This is a genomic window from Brenneria izadpanahii, assembly GCF_017569925.1.
GTDB classification, from domain to species: domain Bacteria; phylum Pseudomonadota; class Gammaproteobacteria; order Enterobacterales; family Enterobacteriaceae; genus Brenneria; species Brenneria izadpanahii.
The window spans coordinates 3,487,168-3,500,278 of sequence record NZ_CP050854.1 but is presented as its reverse complement, the minus strand read 5'-3'; the positions used below and the strand labels follow the sequence as shown (position 1 = coordinate 3,500,278).

Genomic DNA, 13,111 nt, shown 5'->3' with positions numbered 1-13,111 from the left:
CGCGTTGGCGAACCCCACCGCAACCCTCCCCTTCCCAGGGGAGGGAGTTTAGCTCCTCCCCCTGACAAGGGGGAGGTTGGGAGGGGGTCATTAGCCGCCGATTTTTACCAGCGTCCGTCCCTGTATTTTGTTATGCAAAAAATCCGCGGCGGTGCCGATCGCCTCTTCTAATTTGATCTCAGTCGCGGCCTGCTGGTAGAAACTCTCCGGCAGTATTTCCGTTAGCCGGCTCCAGACTTCATTCCGGCGGGCGGTAGGCACCGAAACGGAATCCACGCCCTGCAAACGCACGTTGCGCAGGATGAACGGCATCACCGTCGTCGGCAGGCTAAAACCGCCCGCCAGGCCGCAGGCCGCGACGCAGCCGCCATAGTTCGTCTGCGCCAGCACTTTTGCCAGTACGCTATCGCCCACCGTATCCACCGCTCCCGCCCAAAGCTGTTTTTCAAGCGGGCGGGACTGGGCGAAATCAGCGCGGGGAAGGATTTCACTGGCGCCGAGTCGACGCAGATAATCACTGGTGTTTTCTCGTCCGGTAACCGCCGCCACGGTATACCCCAGCGCGTGCAGCAAAGCGATCGCCGTGCTTCCCACTCCGCCGCTGGCGCCGGTAACCACGACTTTGCCGCTTTCCGGCTTAACGCCCGCATCCTCCAGCGCCAGGACGCACAGCATGGCGGTAAAACCGGCGGTGCCGACGATCATGGCCTTACGCTCATCCAGTCCAGCCGGGACGGACACCAGCCAGTCGCCTTTAACGCACGCCTGTTGCGCTAAACCGCCCCAGTGGGTTTCGCCCACGCCCCAGCCGGTCAAAATCACTGCTTGGCCGGGCTGGAAGCGCGGGTCATTGCTGCGGTTTACCCGACCGGCGAAATCGATGCCCGGAACCATCGGGAATTGACGGATAATTTTACCTTTACCCGTAATCGCCAATGCATCTTTGTAATTAAGGCTGGACCAGTCGACATCCACTAACACTTCGCCATCAGCCATAGCAGGAAGCGTAATGTCTTTTACCTCCGCCAGCGTTTTGTCGTCTTGCTGTTCGAGTACGAGAGCTTTCATTCTTTCGCCTTTATTTGTTGGCAGCGTCTTCTTCCGTCTGCGGCGCTAAATTGCGGACGGCAAGGAGAACGATGTAATGAATCAATCACCATGTGCTGGTGAACATACAAGGTATTGCTTTTTGTCACTGTATTTTGTCAGGAGGCTGTCTTTTATCTCTCTGACGGCAGGTGCTCTTTGTTATGAATACTTTGCAGGAAAAACGCCCAAAACTGTTCAAGCGGTTCCACCGAACGGAATAGTTTCGCGCGCATGACCGCACCTTCCCAGCCGGACCAGAAGATCCGGGCCAGCAACGATGGCGGCGTAGCGGTTGCGATCTGCCCGGCGCGTTGCGCTTCTTCCAGACATTGCGCGACGCGCGTCTCCCAGTCTTCCAGGATGGATTTGAGCATGTCGGGAAAATCTTCGGGAAGCAGGGGCGCCTCTTGCAGCAGGTTGCCGACCAGGCATCCCCGTTTAAAGTCATATTTCGCCATACCCAGACCGGCGTGGGTGACAAAATTCTGCATGCGTTGCAAGGGCGGTAACTGGGTATTGAGTAAAAACTTATCCAGTTTGTGGGCGAAAAACGAACCGTAGGCGGTTAGCACCGCGATGCCGAACTCTCTTTTATTCTTGAAATAGTGATAAAAGGAGCCTTTCGGAACTGAAATGTTTTTAATCACGGTATCAATGCCGGCGGACAGGTAACCGGTCTTGGTTATCACTTCCAGACCTGAGCGAATCAACTCTTCGCGCGTGTCGGCGAAGCCCCGATCCGTTTTGGGCGGGCGTCCCCTGCGCGGTTTAAGTTCGGCGTAGGATTCAGAATTCATAATTTAGACCGATTGGTTTTTAATCATCAAAATCCTACGCTTGATCGCCGCCGCAGGCAAGCGTTGGTATGCCGCAACCTCAGTAACATATTGATCGTTTTGCGGTTGTTTTCTTTCAGCTTATCTATTTTTGCCGCTGCGCTCGGCGGCTGATCTGATGCGTTTAATCGATAACGGCGACTACGCCAGTCTTTCCCGCGCTATCGGGATCAGCTGTTGCTCGGTTAACGGCGCCAGCGTCATTCCGGCGGGCTGTTTCCGTATATCGATCCATACGGCCTCTTCAATTTCCGCCGCCGGGACGATGGGCGCGGAAAGCGATAGCCAGAAAATTTCCGCGTCTATCCAGGTATCGGGTTCGTTGGCGGCTTTGGCATGATAACGCCCCATATGCTGCAACTGCGATTCATCGATATGAAGCGACAGTTCTTCATGCAGTTCACGCAATAGGGCGTCGGTTGGCGTTTCCTGACCGTCGATCTTTCCGCCGGGTTGCATAAAGGCCTGCGTATTCCGTTTCCTGACCAGCAGCATTTCTCCGGCGTCATTCACCACGATTGCCGCGGAAAGGCGCAAGGTTTTGGGGGCGTTGTTGTTAGCGTTGGTCATCACGGCGTTACTTCTCTATTGATGTGGAAGAGAGCCATTTTTGTTCCGGCGGCGTATAGTGGGTGAAATTTTCGATCAACTGACTGATATCTGAGCTAAAAGTCAGCATCTTGTCAAAACGCTCCATCATAAATCCTTCCCTGACCATCTGCTTGCTCATCGCCTGCAACGGATCATAGTAACCATTAATATTATAGAAGGCGCAGGGTTTATGATGCAGGCCCAACTGCGCCCAGGTCCATTGCTCGAATATTTCTTCAAGCGTGCCCGCGCCGCCGGGAAGGGCGACAAAACCGTCCGCCAGCTCCGCCATTTTCGCCTTCCGCTCATGCATGTTTTTTACGACGATCAGCTTAGTCAACTCCTTATGCGCGATCTCCCGATCGGCCAGTCCCTGAGGAATGACGCCAATCACTTCACCACCGGCCGCCAGCGCGGCGTCCGCCATGGCGCCCATCAGGCCGACGCGCCCGCCGCCATACACGATGGCGATATGGCGCAACGCCAACTGTTCGCCTACCTGCTTTGCCGCCGTCATATAGATCGGATCATGGCCGGAGGCTGAACCACAAAAAATACCTATTCTCATTGAAATCAACGGTTCCTGAGTGAATTGATTGCATAATAAATCAGATGGATGACGAACCTTCAGCTTTTAACCCGCCTCAAGTTTCTCCAGCGCAGAGAGAATACTTTAGCGCCTCTCCCCGACAAAGAGAAGGCGGGGAGAGGCGCGTTAATGGCAATGTTTTGCGCTTTGTCATCCAGCGCATGATAAATGCGCATTGTTACATTGCGCTGAAAATTATCCGTCGGCCGGCTTGCGAGCTTACCGCGTTAAGGCAACCAGCGGGATCAGTGATTGGCGTGTTCGGCCGTCGTCGGTTCCGCTTCGGTTACCGGCGCCGCTTGCGTATCCTGCGTCGTCGTCGGTTGGGCCGTATCCTTGTTTATGCTGTCTTTGATCGCCTGGGTTTGCTTTTGGGCTTCGGTGGAAAGGTCTTGCGCGCCGCTGATGGCGCTATCCTTGATATCTTTCGCCTGTTCGACGATCTGATCGCTCTGCTGTTTGGCCTGTTCCTTGATGGCGCCGGCCTTCGCTTTGGCTTCGCCCGTTATGGTATTGGCATGTTGCTCGGCGCTGTTTTTAATCGCCGCGGATTCCGATTTCAACTGTTCGATGTGCGCCGAGGCTTCTTTCTTCACTTCATCGGCTTTCTGCTTGGCCGCATCGGTGATCTGATCGGCTTTGTTGTCGGCGGCTTCTTTGATTTGCTGCGCGTTGTCCTTCGCTTTGTCCAGTTGCGCATCCACTTTGGATGAGTCGTCACAGCCGGCGATAGCTAATCCAATCAGCGAAGCCAGCAGAACTTTATTCCATACTTTCATGATTTATGTTCCTGAAAATTGATAAGGTGTTAAAAATAAGTAATGTAATCATTGAATTATACAGAGAAAGGATAGTACAAATTTCAATATTTTCCACATCGGATTCAGGTTTGGGATACCACTCGTTTTCATCGTATTGCGGTGATATATCAGGGGGAAATGAGGGCATCTTCGCCACCGCATCCGGCAGCGGATTTCCCGCAGCGCGATCGTCAAAGGCGGGATGGAAACGAACGAGACACGACAATTGACCGCTGTTCGATAAAGATTGTCTTGATATGTTAACACCGGTCAACCTGATTTGCCTGATAATGAGCCATTACCGGATTCCAGGGTAACAATGGGGCGTGACCTATGGATATAAAATTATTTTCAATAATAACCTATGGCTTTTATTTAATAATAAAAAGCAGGTTCTTTTATAAGGAACATTATTTCTGATAACCAATATATATATCGAATCATATCTTCTGTTTATGGATTATAATTAGTCCGTATCGATTCATTAAATCGGATTGCTTAATTAGCCTGGCAGAGATGTGCCATTGAATTCGCAGCGTCGCTAATTTAATGCGGGATATTCGGATTTAACGTGTTTTCAATTAATTAGTCCGAATAGATCAGTGGTGTAGAACAGGGTGTATTAACAATGATAAATATAGGAACAAAGTTTAACCAAATAGTTACAAAAACCATGTCGCCGCTATTATCAACCCTGGTTGATAAGGTCGATGAAGAGGGCTTTGAGAAGATATTTACCCTAGGAGCCAAATTCGCCGGAGATAATAAGGATGACTTGCTGCGGCTGGCGGAAATATGTCACGACAAAGACCCGATGGTCAACGGATGGATAAGGGCTTTACGCGGAATGGGAAAAAAGCCCAGGGCAAAACTGGTTAATAATCTTATTCTTAATCACTTTATTTACGGCAGTGGGGTACGCAACCGGAAAGGCGTGGAATATAACACGCATATTCCGTTTTTGGTTCTGATATCTCCCACTTACGCCTGCAACTTACGCTGTAAAGGCTGTTACTCGGCGCTGTATGGCGACCGCTATCATTTCGAAGAAGATGAAATGATGAATATATTGCAGCAGTTTTACGATCTCGGCGTGAGGTTCTTTACCTTTACCGGCGGCGAACCCTTTGTTTATCCCGCCATTATGCGTATTTTCGCCAAATTTAATGATTGCTTCTTTATGGTTTATACCAACGGTACGCTGCTGACGGAATCGCGCGTTAAGCGGCTGGCGGATCTGGGCAACGTGGCGGTGACCATCTCCATTGAAGGCTGGGAAAACATGACCGACTGGCGGCGGGGCGACGGCGTCTTTCAAAAAATAGTTACCGCGTACCATCGTCTGCGCGAGGCCGGCATATTGTGCGGCGCTTCGATGATGGCGACGCGTAAAAATCACGATCAGATGATAGACGATAAATATTGGGATTTTATCAGCGATCTGGGCGTGGAATATGTCTGGGTATTCCAGTACATGCCTATCGGCCGCGACGCCACTTTCGATCTGGTGCCCAGCGCGCGGCAGCGTTATGAACGTTTCCATAAAATAGAACAGTTGCGTAAGTCCGGCCGCTTCGCCTTTATCGCCGATTTCTGGAACCATGGCTTTCTGGTGAACGGCTGTATGTCCGGCGGGGCGAATTATCTGCACATTAATGCCAAGGGCGGAGTGGAGCCCTGCGTCTTTCAGCAATATGCGGTCGATAATATCCGCGATAAATCGGTGATTGAGGTGCTTAAATCGCCGTTCTTTGAAGGCTATAAACGGGATATTCCGTTTAATAAAAATCTGATGCAGCCTTGCCCGATTATCGATAATCCGGAGAAATTTCGGCAGCACATTATAGAAAGCGGCGCGCAGCCGCAGCATGACGGCAGCGATAGCTATTTTAAATTCAGCCGCGAGTTGGATAATCTGGCGCAGGAATGGAAAAAGTACGCGATAAAAATATGGGATGAAGAAGGATACGGTAAGGAATATAAAGCGGAAATGAACCTGTACAGTAACGAACCTGAGGCGGAAATGGCGGAAGAGAAGTAGGTTCCGCGCGGGGTTGTGTTGGACGGCTGATCCTGAGTCTGGATGGTTTTAACCCCACCCCGGCCCTCCCCTTGGCAGGGGAGGGAGCAATCACCCTAGCTTGGCTTTCCTCTTCGCAAGGGAGGGTGCCATAACCCAATCCTTCCGGTGTTAGCGCCTTTAATCAATCGCGCTCATCGCATCGGGTTCGCTTGGATCCCGCGCAGGAATATCTCAAGTCTTTTTTTGATGTGTTCTATTCTGCATGCGCGCTCCGGCTGTTGCTGTACTCTTCTATGCGGCAGAAGCGCGCCAAAGACGATGTCCATCAGCATACCGGCGCAGACGCTCAGGTCGTCAACCGCCATACGGCCGCGATCGGCCTCTATCCGCAGCCAGTCGATCAGCGCCTCTCTGGAACGGATGATCTCATTTTCATACAGATAGTCGGACAGCTCCGGGAACTGAATGGATTCCCTGACGATCAGGTTAAGCATAGCTTCCCGCGCGCGGTCGGCTTCTTCATCAACGTTCAGGCGAAATATTTCGATCAGCGTATCCAGCAGCGGCAACATCTCGTTCTGCGGACGAGGCAGATCGAGGATCAAATGCTGGTGTTCATGGATAACGGCGGCAAACAGGGCGGTTTTATTACTGAAGACCTCGTAGATAGAACGCTTCGAAACCCTGGCTTTCGCCGCGATAACGGCAGTCGTCGTTCGCGCGAAACCCAGTTCGATAAAAGCCTCATAGGCTCCCTTAATGATGGAGCGCCGGCGTTCTTGGTCCCCGATAACCTTTGGCCGTCCTCGCTTCGGGACTGGCTTTTTGCGGCTGATTTCCATCCATTCTCCCGATTTTTGCTTTTCAATTGACAGCCAGTACCGGCTGCAATATGGTACTGGACAAGTACCATATCAGCTGATCGCACGCTCTTCAAGGCGGCAAAATTGGCTTTCGCCCCAAACGGGCCGGCAGGCGATCTGCGGACGTCGCCTCGCCACGGCTGGATTAAGCAAAAGAGGATGAATATGTCGCAGGCAATCTCTTCTCACGGCAGCGGGCCGAGTCCCATTGGCGATCCGAGCAACGGGTTCATCTCCGTCACTCTGCCGATAAAGCGCGGTACAGAGCTGGTTTTGAAGTTTGGTTGAGGAACTGACATGCAATCACGGCGGGAATTCCTGTTGGCGGGGCTTGGATTAGGTATTGCGGCGCTGCTCCGGCCCGGCGCGGCCTTTGCCGGTACGGCGGATGCGCCGGTGTTTAACGCTGGGGCGGGGCGGGCGGATATCGTCTTTTCCGCCGATCTCTATCCTCTGGACGGATTCGCCGGCGAGCGCGATCCGCTTTCCGTTCGCCTCCTTTTATTGGATGACGGCGGCAGGCGGATGAGCATCATCGTCGTCGATCTGACTTCGATTTCCGACGATATGATCGCCGCGCTGAAAACGATTCTTGCCGATGTCGCGGGCGTAGCGGCGGAAAACGCCCTGGTTTGCGCCAGCCACACCTTTTCGACGCCGCATATCTTTTCGGCCGGGCAGGCTCCCGCCGGTACGGATCTCGCGCGTAACGGCGCCGCGCTGCGCGCTATCGAAGCGGCGCTGCGCACGGCTGCGGCACAGGCCGTCGCGAATTTGCAGCCCGCCCGTTTGGGCTTCGGGTCAGGAACCAGCCGGGTGAATGTCAACCGTGATGTTCCTACGCCTCACGGATGGTGGCTGGGAGCCAATGACGCCGGGTTCGCCGATCCTTTTCTCGGCGTGTTGCGTATCGACGGCCTCGACGGCAAGCCGTTGGCGATCCTGATGAACTTTGCGGTGCAGTCTTCGGTTATGGACGGATCGCAGCGCTCGGCGGGCGGCCGGTTGATTTCCGCCGATCTCGCCGGGGCGGCCGCGCGCTGTGTCGAGGCGCATTATGGTTCTGGCGCGGTAGCGCTGTTTCTTGTCGGCGCGGCAGGCGATCAAGCGCCTTATCTTCAGGCGAACCGGCATGTGGTCAACAGCGATGGCGGCGTCGGTCAGATCGATCTGCATGAAGCGGGATTCATACTGGTGGATCTGCTTGGCGAACGGCTTGGCGCCGATGTTGTGCGCGTCGCCCGGAACATCGCGACGCAGCCCGGCGGAGAGCTGGAAATGCGGCGCGAGAGTATTGCGGTGGATTCACAGAGCTTTACGCCGGAAGATAAGCCGGTCGGCCCCGTGACCGCTTTCAACTATAAGATCGGCGCGAAACGCACGCTTCCGGTGATATTGATGCGTATCGGCGGCATGGTTTTGGTTGGCGTGCAGCCGGAGCTGTCCGCCAGCATCGGCGCGCAAATCCGCGCGGCATCGCCGTATCCGCAGATCATGGTGGCGACGATGGTTGATGGCGCGGCCAAGTATATGCCCGATGCGCAAAGTTATGACCGCTTCACCTACGAAGCGCGTAACTCGCCGTACGCCAAAGGCGCGGCCGAGGCGGCGGCGACCGCTATCGCTGATAAACTGAAACGAATGAAAGATAGCAATAACCAAGGAGAATGAAGATGCCATCACGTCGGGAATTCCTGATCATGGGCGTATGTACCGGAGCGCTGATTGCGATCAATGTCCCTGTTTTTGCCAAAGGCGGCGCCCGCAATGCAACGGGGGCAACCGCTATCACCCAGGTGTTTGGCGATGGCATTCGCTTGACGGGGGTCGCCGTGGAGTACGACGCCGCCATCGACAGCGCGAAATTGTCTGCGGCGAGTTTCCGCGTTGCAGGGCGGACGGTCACCGGCGTATTCGCCAGCACATCGGCCAATCCTGCTGACCGCGCGGCGGAAGGGCGTTTCGCCATCATTACGCTGTCGCCGGAGGATGAAAACGCTCCGCTCGCCGAGAAAGTGCAGTCGCAAGGCGAGAGACAGGCGCCTTCTTCTCCCGCCGGCGGGAATAGTAATAGTGCCGGGAAAAAAGGCGGCGGACCTGGAAATGCCGGGGATATACCGGTTTACGACACGATCTATAAGACCGCCGCGGCCAGCGTCGTTCAGTCCGCGCCCGTTGCGATGGCCAACGGCGATATCATTGCCGCGAGTAATCAGGCGATAGCGACGACTCAGGTCGAAAATCCGATCGTCGACGATTTCCAGCAACGGGAGTTTCACGATGCGAAAACGGGCAAGTTGCTGCGCTATAACCTGTTCGTGCCGAAAAACTATGATGCCAACACCGCCTATCCGCTGGTGCTGTTTATGCACGATGCCGGCGCAACCAGCGACGTCACGCGTACCACGTTGTATCAGGGGCTGGGCGCGATAGCCTGGGCGAGTCCCGAAGATCAGGCCCGGCGGCCCTGTTTCGTTTTGGCGCCGCAGTATGCCGAAATCATCGCTGATGACGATTCGAAAACCTCCGATATGCTGGATACCACCATCGATCTTATCAATGCGCTCGCGGAGCAATACAGCATCGATCGTAATCGGCTCTACACCACCGGGCAGTCGGGCGGCTGTATGATGTCGATCGCGATGGATATCAAGTATCCGGCATTCTTCGCGGCCTCTTTCCTGGTTGCCGGTCAATGGGCTCCCGAACTGGTGAAACCGCTCGCCAAACAGAAACTTTGGATTCTGGTATCGCAAGATGACGACAAAGCCTATCCGGGGCAAAACGCCATTACCGCGGTTCTGGAAAAGGAAGGGGCGAAGGTCAGCCGCGCCGTCTGGGACGGCGCCTGGACGCCGGAACAATTTCGCAGCGCTTTTGAAAAGATCGCGGCCGAGAATAGTCCCATCAATTACGTGACTTTCCGCAAAGGCACCGTTATCCCGGCAAACCAGTCGAGCGCGGGAGCCAGCGGACACCGGAATACCTGGCGTATCGCCTATACCATCGAACCCATCCGCGAATGGATCTTCCGGCAGCATAAATAAGCGGGGCGTCGTTATCCGCCCTGGGGGATCTGATGATTAGGGGTTACCTTGCGCCGCGGTAGTTATACGCACGGTTTCGACAGGCGATCGATCCGCGGATGAATTTCCGGCGCTCAGAATCAAGGGGAGCCACGATTCCCAGGGCATAGCCCGCATTGCAAAAAGCAGATAAGGCCATTAAATAACCGTTTGAATTCGCGAATTGAATTATTTTGAGCATAGTCGCTATAGCTGAAATTCATCGGTCCATTGGATGGCATCGCCCATAACTTTAATAACCATCTCTTCAGGAATATTTAGGCTGGCGATAACGCGCTTGGCGTCATTCCATCGCTGTTGCTCGTATAATTGCGCAAGATTTAAGAGCGGGTAGAGCCCCCCTTCATGCCGCAATAATGTATCTATTACGGTTTCAGATATTGTCACCTGTTTGAAAAGCTCATCCAACGGGATGTCAAGAATGACGTCAAGCAAAGAGAAGAGGCCGCAGAGAAAAGCCTCCTGAGAGTGGGCGTGCAGGTTAACGTGTTCAGCGATAAGTTCACAAAACCGCCCTCTGATCAGGCTGGTATGATATAACTCCGGCGTTGTTATACTATCCTTACTTGCCAGGCAGGCAACAGAAACAAAGCGGCGCAGTTCATGTTTACCGAGATACATCGCGATTTCTTTGAGTGATAAACGATTAACGTTATTATTTCCGCCTGTTCTATATAAGAAGTTCTTGGCATAGCGCATGATTTTATAGGAAAGCGACAAATCGCGCTTAATTATCATTTCTATTTTATTAAAGTCTGGCTCTTCGGCATTCACTTCCAGCATAAGCTGAAATGCGGATGCTTCGTTCAGGGAAAGCCGGCGGTTTTTTATTAGCTCTGGCTTGCTGTAAAAATACCCTTGAAAAAGTTCGAACCCCTGTTTTTTATATTTTTCAAACTCAACGTAGGTTTCTATCTTCTCGGCGAGAAATATAACTTTCTGGAGCTGTTTTTTATGTGATTTTATATAGTTATCAATATCACTGAAATCGCTCGTTCTGACATCGAATTTTATAAAGTTAATATAGGGAATAAATCTGTCCCATTCGCTGCTTAAAGAAAAATCATCAAGCGCGATGCGAAATCCGTCATGATGCAACCGTTGTACTGATTGCAGTAAATGATCATCAGGCTCGGCATTTTCGAGTATTTCAATAACGACCTCTTCCCGAGGCAGCGCATCTGCCAGGCCCTGAATAATCATTTGGTAGGGGAAATTAATAAAAGACGAATAATTGCCAACAAGTCGGGAATGCGGAGTACATAGAAACTGGTCGGAAATCATTTGCTTTGTGGCGTATTCGTCTGAAACGGAAGGGAAAGTATTATTTAACCCGTTTCTGAAAAGCAGCTCATAAGCCACGGTATTCAAATTTCGGTCAAAAATAGGCTGTCGTGCAACGAATGAATATATCATAAAAGTCCTTGATTCAGAATGAAGTGCATATAGACAATCTTTTTATCCGGTTTTTTTATTTTTTTAATAAAATTGTCATAATGATGTGGATTGGATTATATATACATTCTTGATGTGAATAATCTACTTGCCTCTGTTATGGCAGGAAAGGGTTGTCATCCGCAACTTCAATCATATTGTTTTCGGTATTTAATCACGAAATGATGGGTTTCGCTTAATATTCTCTAAGTATATAGGAATGATAAATTATAAAGATGTGGAATTTAAGGAATTAATTTTGGTTAAGCGTTAACTTTTCGCCGGTTTCCGGCGGAGATTAATGAGAGACATCCTGTCTCTCCGCGCCTCAATCTTTTTACGCCGGCCGCGCACCTCTTGTCGTTTAGTAAATATCGTATGCGAGCATATCTTCGTAAGTGTCCTCCCGGCGGATCAGGCGCGCTTTTCCCTGTTGATCAATCATCACTACCGCGGTGCGCGGACGGTTGTTATAGACCGTCTGGCTTTCGATGCTATAAGCGCCGGTATCAAGGAAAGCGGCGATATCGCCGATTTGCGTGCCTTGCGGTAATAGAAAATCTTCCCCTTTAACGCCGGCGTGGAAATAATCTCCGCCGTCGCACAGCGGGCCGGCCAGTTTGACGTAGCGATCGTGTTCTTCACTGATACGCGAAGCGTTATAGACATAATAGAACCAGTTATAAAGCAGGCTGTCGGTCAGTATGCTGTAGCCGGCGTCAACGAATTTCCACTCGACGCGGCGTTCCGCCTCGCCGTTGGCGTCATAGTGGGTCTTCTGCTTTTCACAGCAGATCTCGGCCAGTAGCACTGCGGCGGAACCGATCACCTTGCGCCCCGGCTCAATGCAGATTTGGATATCCTCTCGCCATTTATGAACTTCGCTCACCACCGCAGCGGCGAAATCCTCAGCGGTGATGCCGGCATACATATTGTCATGCAGCGGATCGCCGTTTTCCTTATCGTATTTATAGGGCACCGGAATGCCGCCGCCGACGTTGATGACGTCAAAGCGGATATCCAGAACCTGCTCCAGACGCCGGGCTTCATTCACCAATACGCGGGTGGCTTTGGCGAAAGGCTCCACTTCGGGCACCTGATCGCCGACGTGCATATGCAGGCCGCGCAGCCGGACATAAGGCATAGCCAGCACACGGCGGCAGGCGTCTTCCGCCTGTTCCAGATCCAGGCCTGACTTGGCGTGAAACGCGGTAACCAATTCGGGATGGGTGGCCGAGGGCACGTTGGGCTCGACGCGAATACAGATATTGGCCGTTTTCTTGAGCCGGCGTGAAATCGCGTCGATCTGTCCCAGTTCGTACAGGCTATCGACATTGATCAGATACAGATCGCGGCTAATCGCAAACTCCAGCTCCTGCGGTTTTTTGACGACGCCGTTGTAGACGATCTGGTCGCCGCGAAAGCCGGCCTGCAGGCACTTACGTATCTCATAAAGTGAGTTGGCTTCGGCGCAAATGCCGGTCTGGCGCACGCTCTGCAATATGCTCATTATGGAGCAGGCTTTGGAGGCGAAACATATTTTTGTATCGGCGTGGGAAATAAAGGCCTGCTGAATTTCCCGGATGTTGGCGAAAATTTCCTCTTCGGAAAAGACGTATAAGGGCGTGCCGTGCTCTTTCGCCAACTCCTCAACGTCGGCTCCGGCAAAGTGGAGCTTTCCATTGCGGACGCTGAAGCGTCTGTCCTGGGCAAGAATCTTTTTAAGCACCTGGTTATAGGCGGTTATCGTTTGATCCGACATAAATTCCTCTGTTGATAAGCGCAAGATCCGCTCTACGA

The 13,111-nt window shown here is 52.5% G+C and carries 12 protein-coding genes; 4 read left to right on the top strand and 8 right to left on the bottom strand.

Annotated features, from left to right (window positions below; all coding sequences use genetic code 11):
- Nucleotides 1-90: 90 nt before the first annotated feature.
- From acuI to HC231_RS15575, 5 genes are all read right to left on the bottom strand, one after another.
- Nucleotides 91-1,068, bottom strand: a complete 978-nt coding sequence (acuI, locus tag HC231_RS15595) for an acrylyl-CoA reductase (NADPH) (protein WP_208227603.1) — start codon at nt 1,066-1,068, stop codon at nt 91-93.
- Nucleotides 1,069-1,220: 152 nt separating this feature from the next.
- Entirely contained in the window at nt 1,221-1,886 is a 666-nt protein-coding gene (gene acuR / locus HC231_RS15590) for an acrylate utilization transcriptional regulator AcuR (protein WP_208227601.1), read from the bottom strand.
- Nucleotides 1,887-2,066: 180 nt separating this feature from the next.
- Nucleotides 2,067-2,495 carry an NUDIX hydrolase gene (locus HC231_RS15585; RefSeq protein WP_208227600.1) on the bottom strand — a complete coding sequence of 143 codons (429 nt, stop codon included), beginning with the start codon at nt 2,493-2,495 and terminating at the stop codon, nt 2,067-2,069.
- Nucleotides 2,496-2,502: 7 nt separating this feature from the next.
- Nucleotides 2,503-3,084: an LOG family protein gene (locus HC231_RS15580; protein WP_208227598.1), complete on the bottom strand. Its 582-nt coding sequence runs from the start codon at nt 3,082-3,084 to the stop codon at nt 2,503-2,505.
- A 266-nt stretch (nt 3,085-3,350) separates the two neighbouring features.
- The gene (locus HC231_RS15575; RefSeq protein WP_246494539.1) at nt 3,351-3,884 is read right to left on the bottom strand and encodes a V-type ATP synthase subunit E family protein; all 534 of its coding nucleotides are present in this window, start codon (nt 3,882-3,884) and stop codon (nt 3,351-3,353) included.
- Between the two features lie 694 nt (nt 3,885-4,578).
- On the opposite strand from HC231_RS15575, the gene HC231_RS15570 reads away from it, so the two are divergent.
- Nucleotides 4,579-5,946 carry a radical SAM protein gene (locus tag HC231_RS15570; RefSeq protein WP_208227596.1) on the top strand — a complete coding sequence of 456 codons (1,368 nt, stop codon included), beginning with the start codon at nt 4,579-4,581 and terminating at the stop codon, nt 5,944-5,946.
- A gap of 173 nt (nt 5,947-6,119) precedes the next feature.
- Here HC231_RS15570 and HC231_RS15565 read toward each other — a convergent pair whose 3' ends face one another.
- A complete protein-coding gene (locus HC231_RS15565) occupies nt 6,120-6,770 on the bottom strand; it encodes a TetR/AcrR family transcriptional regulator (RefSeq protein ID WP_208227594.1) in 651 nt (216 codons plus the stop codon).
- A 105-nt stretch (nt 6,771-6,875) separates the two neighbouring features.
- Between HC231_RS15565 and HC231_RS24035 the strand changes: the two genes are divergently transcribed.
- From HC231_RS24035 to HC231_RS15550, 3 genes are read left to right on the top strand one after another with little or no spacing between them, the layout of a single operon-like run.
- Nucleotides 6,876-7,079 (top strand): hypothetical protein, encoded by a 204-nt coding sequence (locus HC231_RS24035; RefSeq protein ID WP_246494537.1) that lies wholly within the window; start codon nt 6,876-6,878, stop codon nt 7,077-7,079.
- 9 nt (nt 7,080-7,088) lie between these two features.
- A complete protein-coding gene (locus HC231_RS15555) occupies nt 7,089-8,462 on the top strand; it encodes a hypothetical protein (RefSeq protein ID WP_208227593.1) in 1,374 nt (457 codons plus the stop codon).
- Nucleotides 8,463-8,464: 2 nt separating this feature from the next.
- Nucleotides 8,465-9,838: a carboxylesterase family protein gene (locus HC231_RS15550; protein ID WP_208227591.1), complete on the top strand. Its 1,374-nt coding sequence runs from the start codon at nt 8,465-8,467 to the stop codon at nt 9,836-9,838.
- A gap of 225 nt (nt 9,839-10,063) precedes the next feature.
- Here HC231_RS15550 and HC231_RS15545 read toward each other — a convergent pair whose 3' ends face one another.
- Both HC231_RS15545 and dokD read right to left on the bottom strand, forming a co-directional pair.
- Nucleotides 10,064-11,293 carry an EAL and HDOD domain-containing protein gene (locus tag HC231_RS15545; RefSeq protein WP_343073003.1) on the bottom strand — a complete coding sequence of 410 codons (1,230 nt, stop codon included), beginning with the start codon at nt 11,291-11,293 and terminating at the stop codon, nt 10,064-10,066.
- Nucleotides 11,294-11,675: 382 nt separating this feature from the next.
- Nucleotides 11,676-13,073 carry an ornithine/lysine decarboxylase DokD gene (gene dokD / locus HC231_RS15540; RefSeq protein WP_208227589.1) on the bottom strand — a complete coding sequence of 466 codons (1,398 nt, stop codon included), beginning with the start codon at nt 13,071-13,073 and terminating at the stop codon, nt 11,676-11,678.
- Between the last annotated feature and the right edge of the window lie 38 nt (nt 13,074-13,111).

Coding starts and splice junctions, on each gene's coding strand:
- HC231_RS15555 (WP_208227593.1), top strand. CDS start 7,089: ATGCAATCACGGCGGGAATTCCTGTTGGCGGGGCTTGGATTAGGTATT.
- HC231_RS15585 (WP_208227600.1), bottom strand. CDS start 2,495: ATGACCAACGCTAACAACAACGCCCCCAAAACCTTGCGCCTTTCCGCG.
- HC231_RS15580 (WP_208227598.1), bottom strand. CDS start 3,084: ATGAGAATAGGTATTTTTTGTGGTTCAGCCTCCGGCCATGATCCGATC.
- dokD (WP_208227589.1), bottom strand. CDS start 13,073: ATGTCGGATCAAACGATAACCGCCTATAACCAGGTGCTTAAAAAGATT.
- HC231_RS15575 (WP_246494539.1), bottom strand. CDS start 3,884: ATGAAAGTATGGAATAAAGTTCTGCTGGCTTCGCTGATTGGATTAGCT.
- acuR (WP_208227601.1), bottom strand. CDS start 1,886: ATGAATTCTGAATCCTACGCCGAACTTAAACCGCGCAGGGGACGCCCG.
- HC231_RS15570 (WP_208227596.1), top strand. CDS start 4,579: ATGTCGCCGCTATTATCAACCCTGGTTGATAAGGTCGATGAAGAGGGC.
- HC231_RS15545 (WP_343073003.1), bottom strand. CDS start 11,293: ATGATATATTCATTCGTTGCACGACAGCCTATTTTTGACCGAAATTTG.
- acuI (WP_208227603.1), bottom strand. CDS start 1,068: ATGAAAGCTCTCGTACTCGAACAGCAAGACGACAAAACGCTGGCGGAG.
- HC231_RS15550 (WP_208227591.1), top strand. CDS start 8,465: ATGCCATCACGTCGGGAATTCCTGATCATGGGCGTATGTACCGGAGCG.
- HC231_RS15565 (WP_208227594.1), bottom strand. CDS start 6,770: ATGGAAATCAGCCGCAAAAAGCCAGTCCCGAAGCGAGGACGGCCAAAG.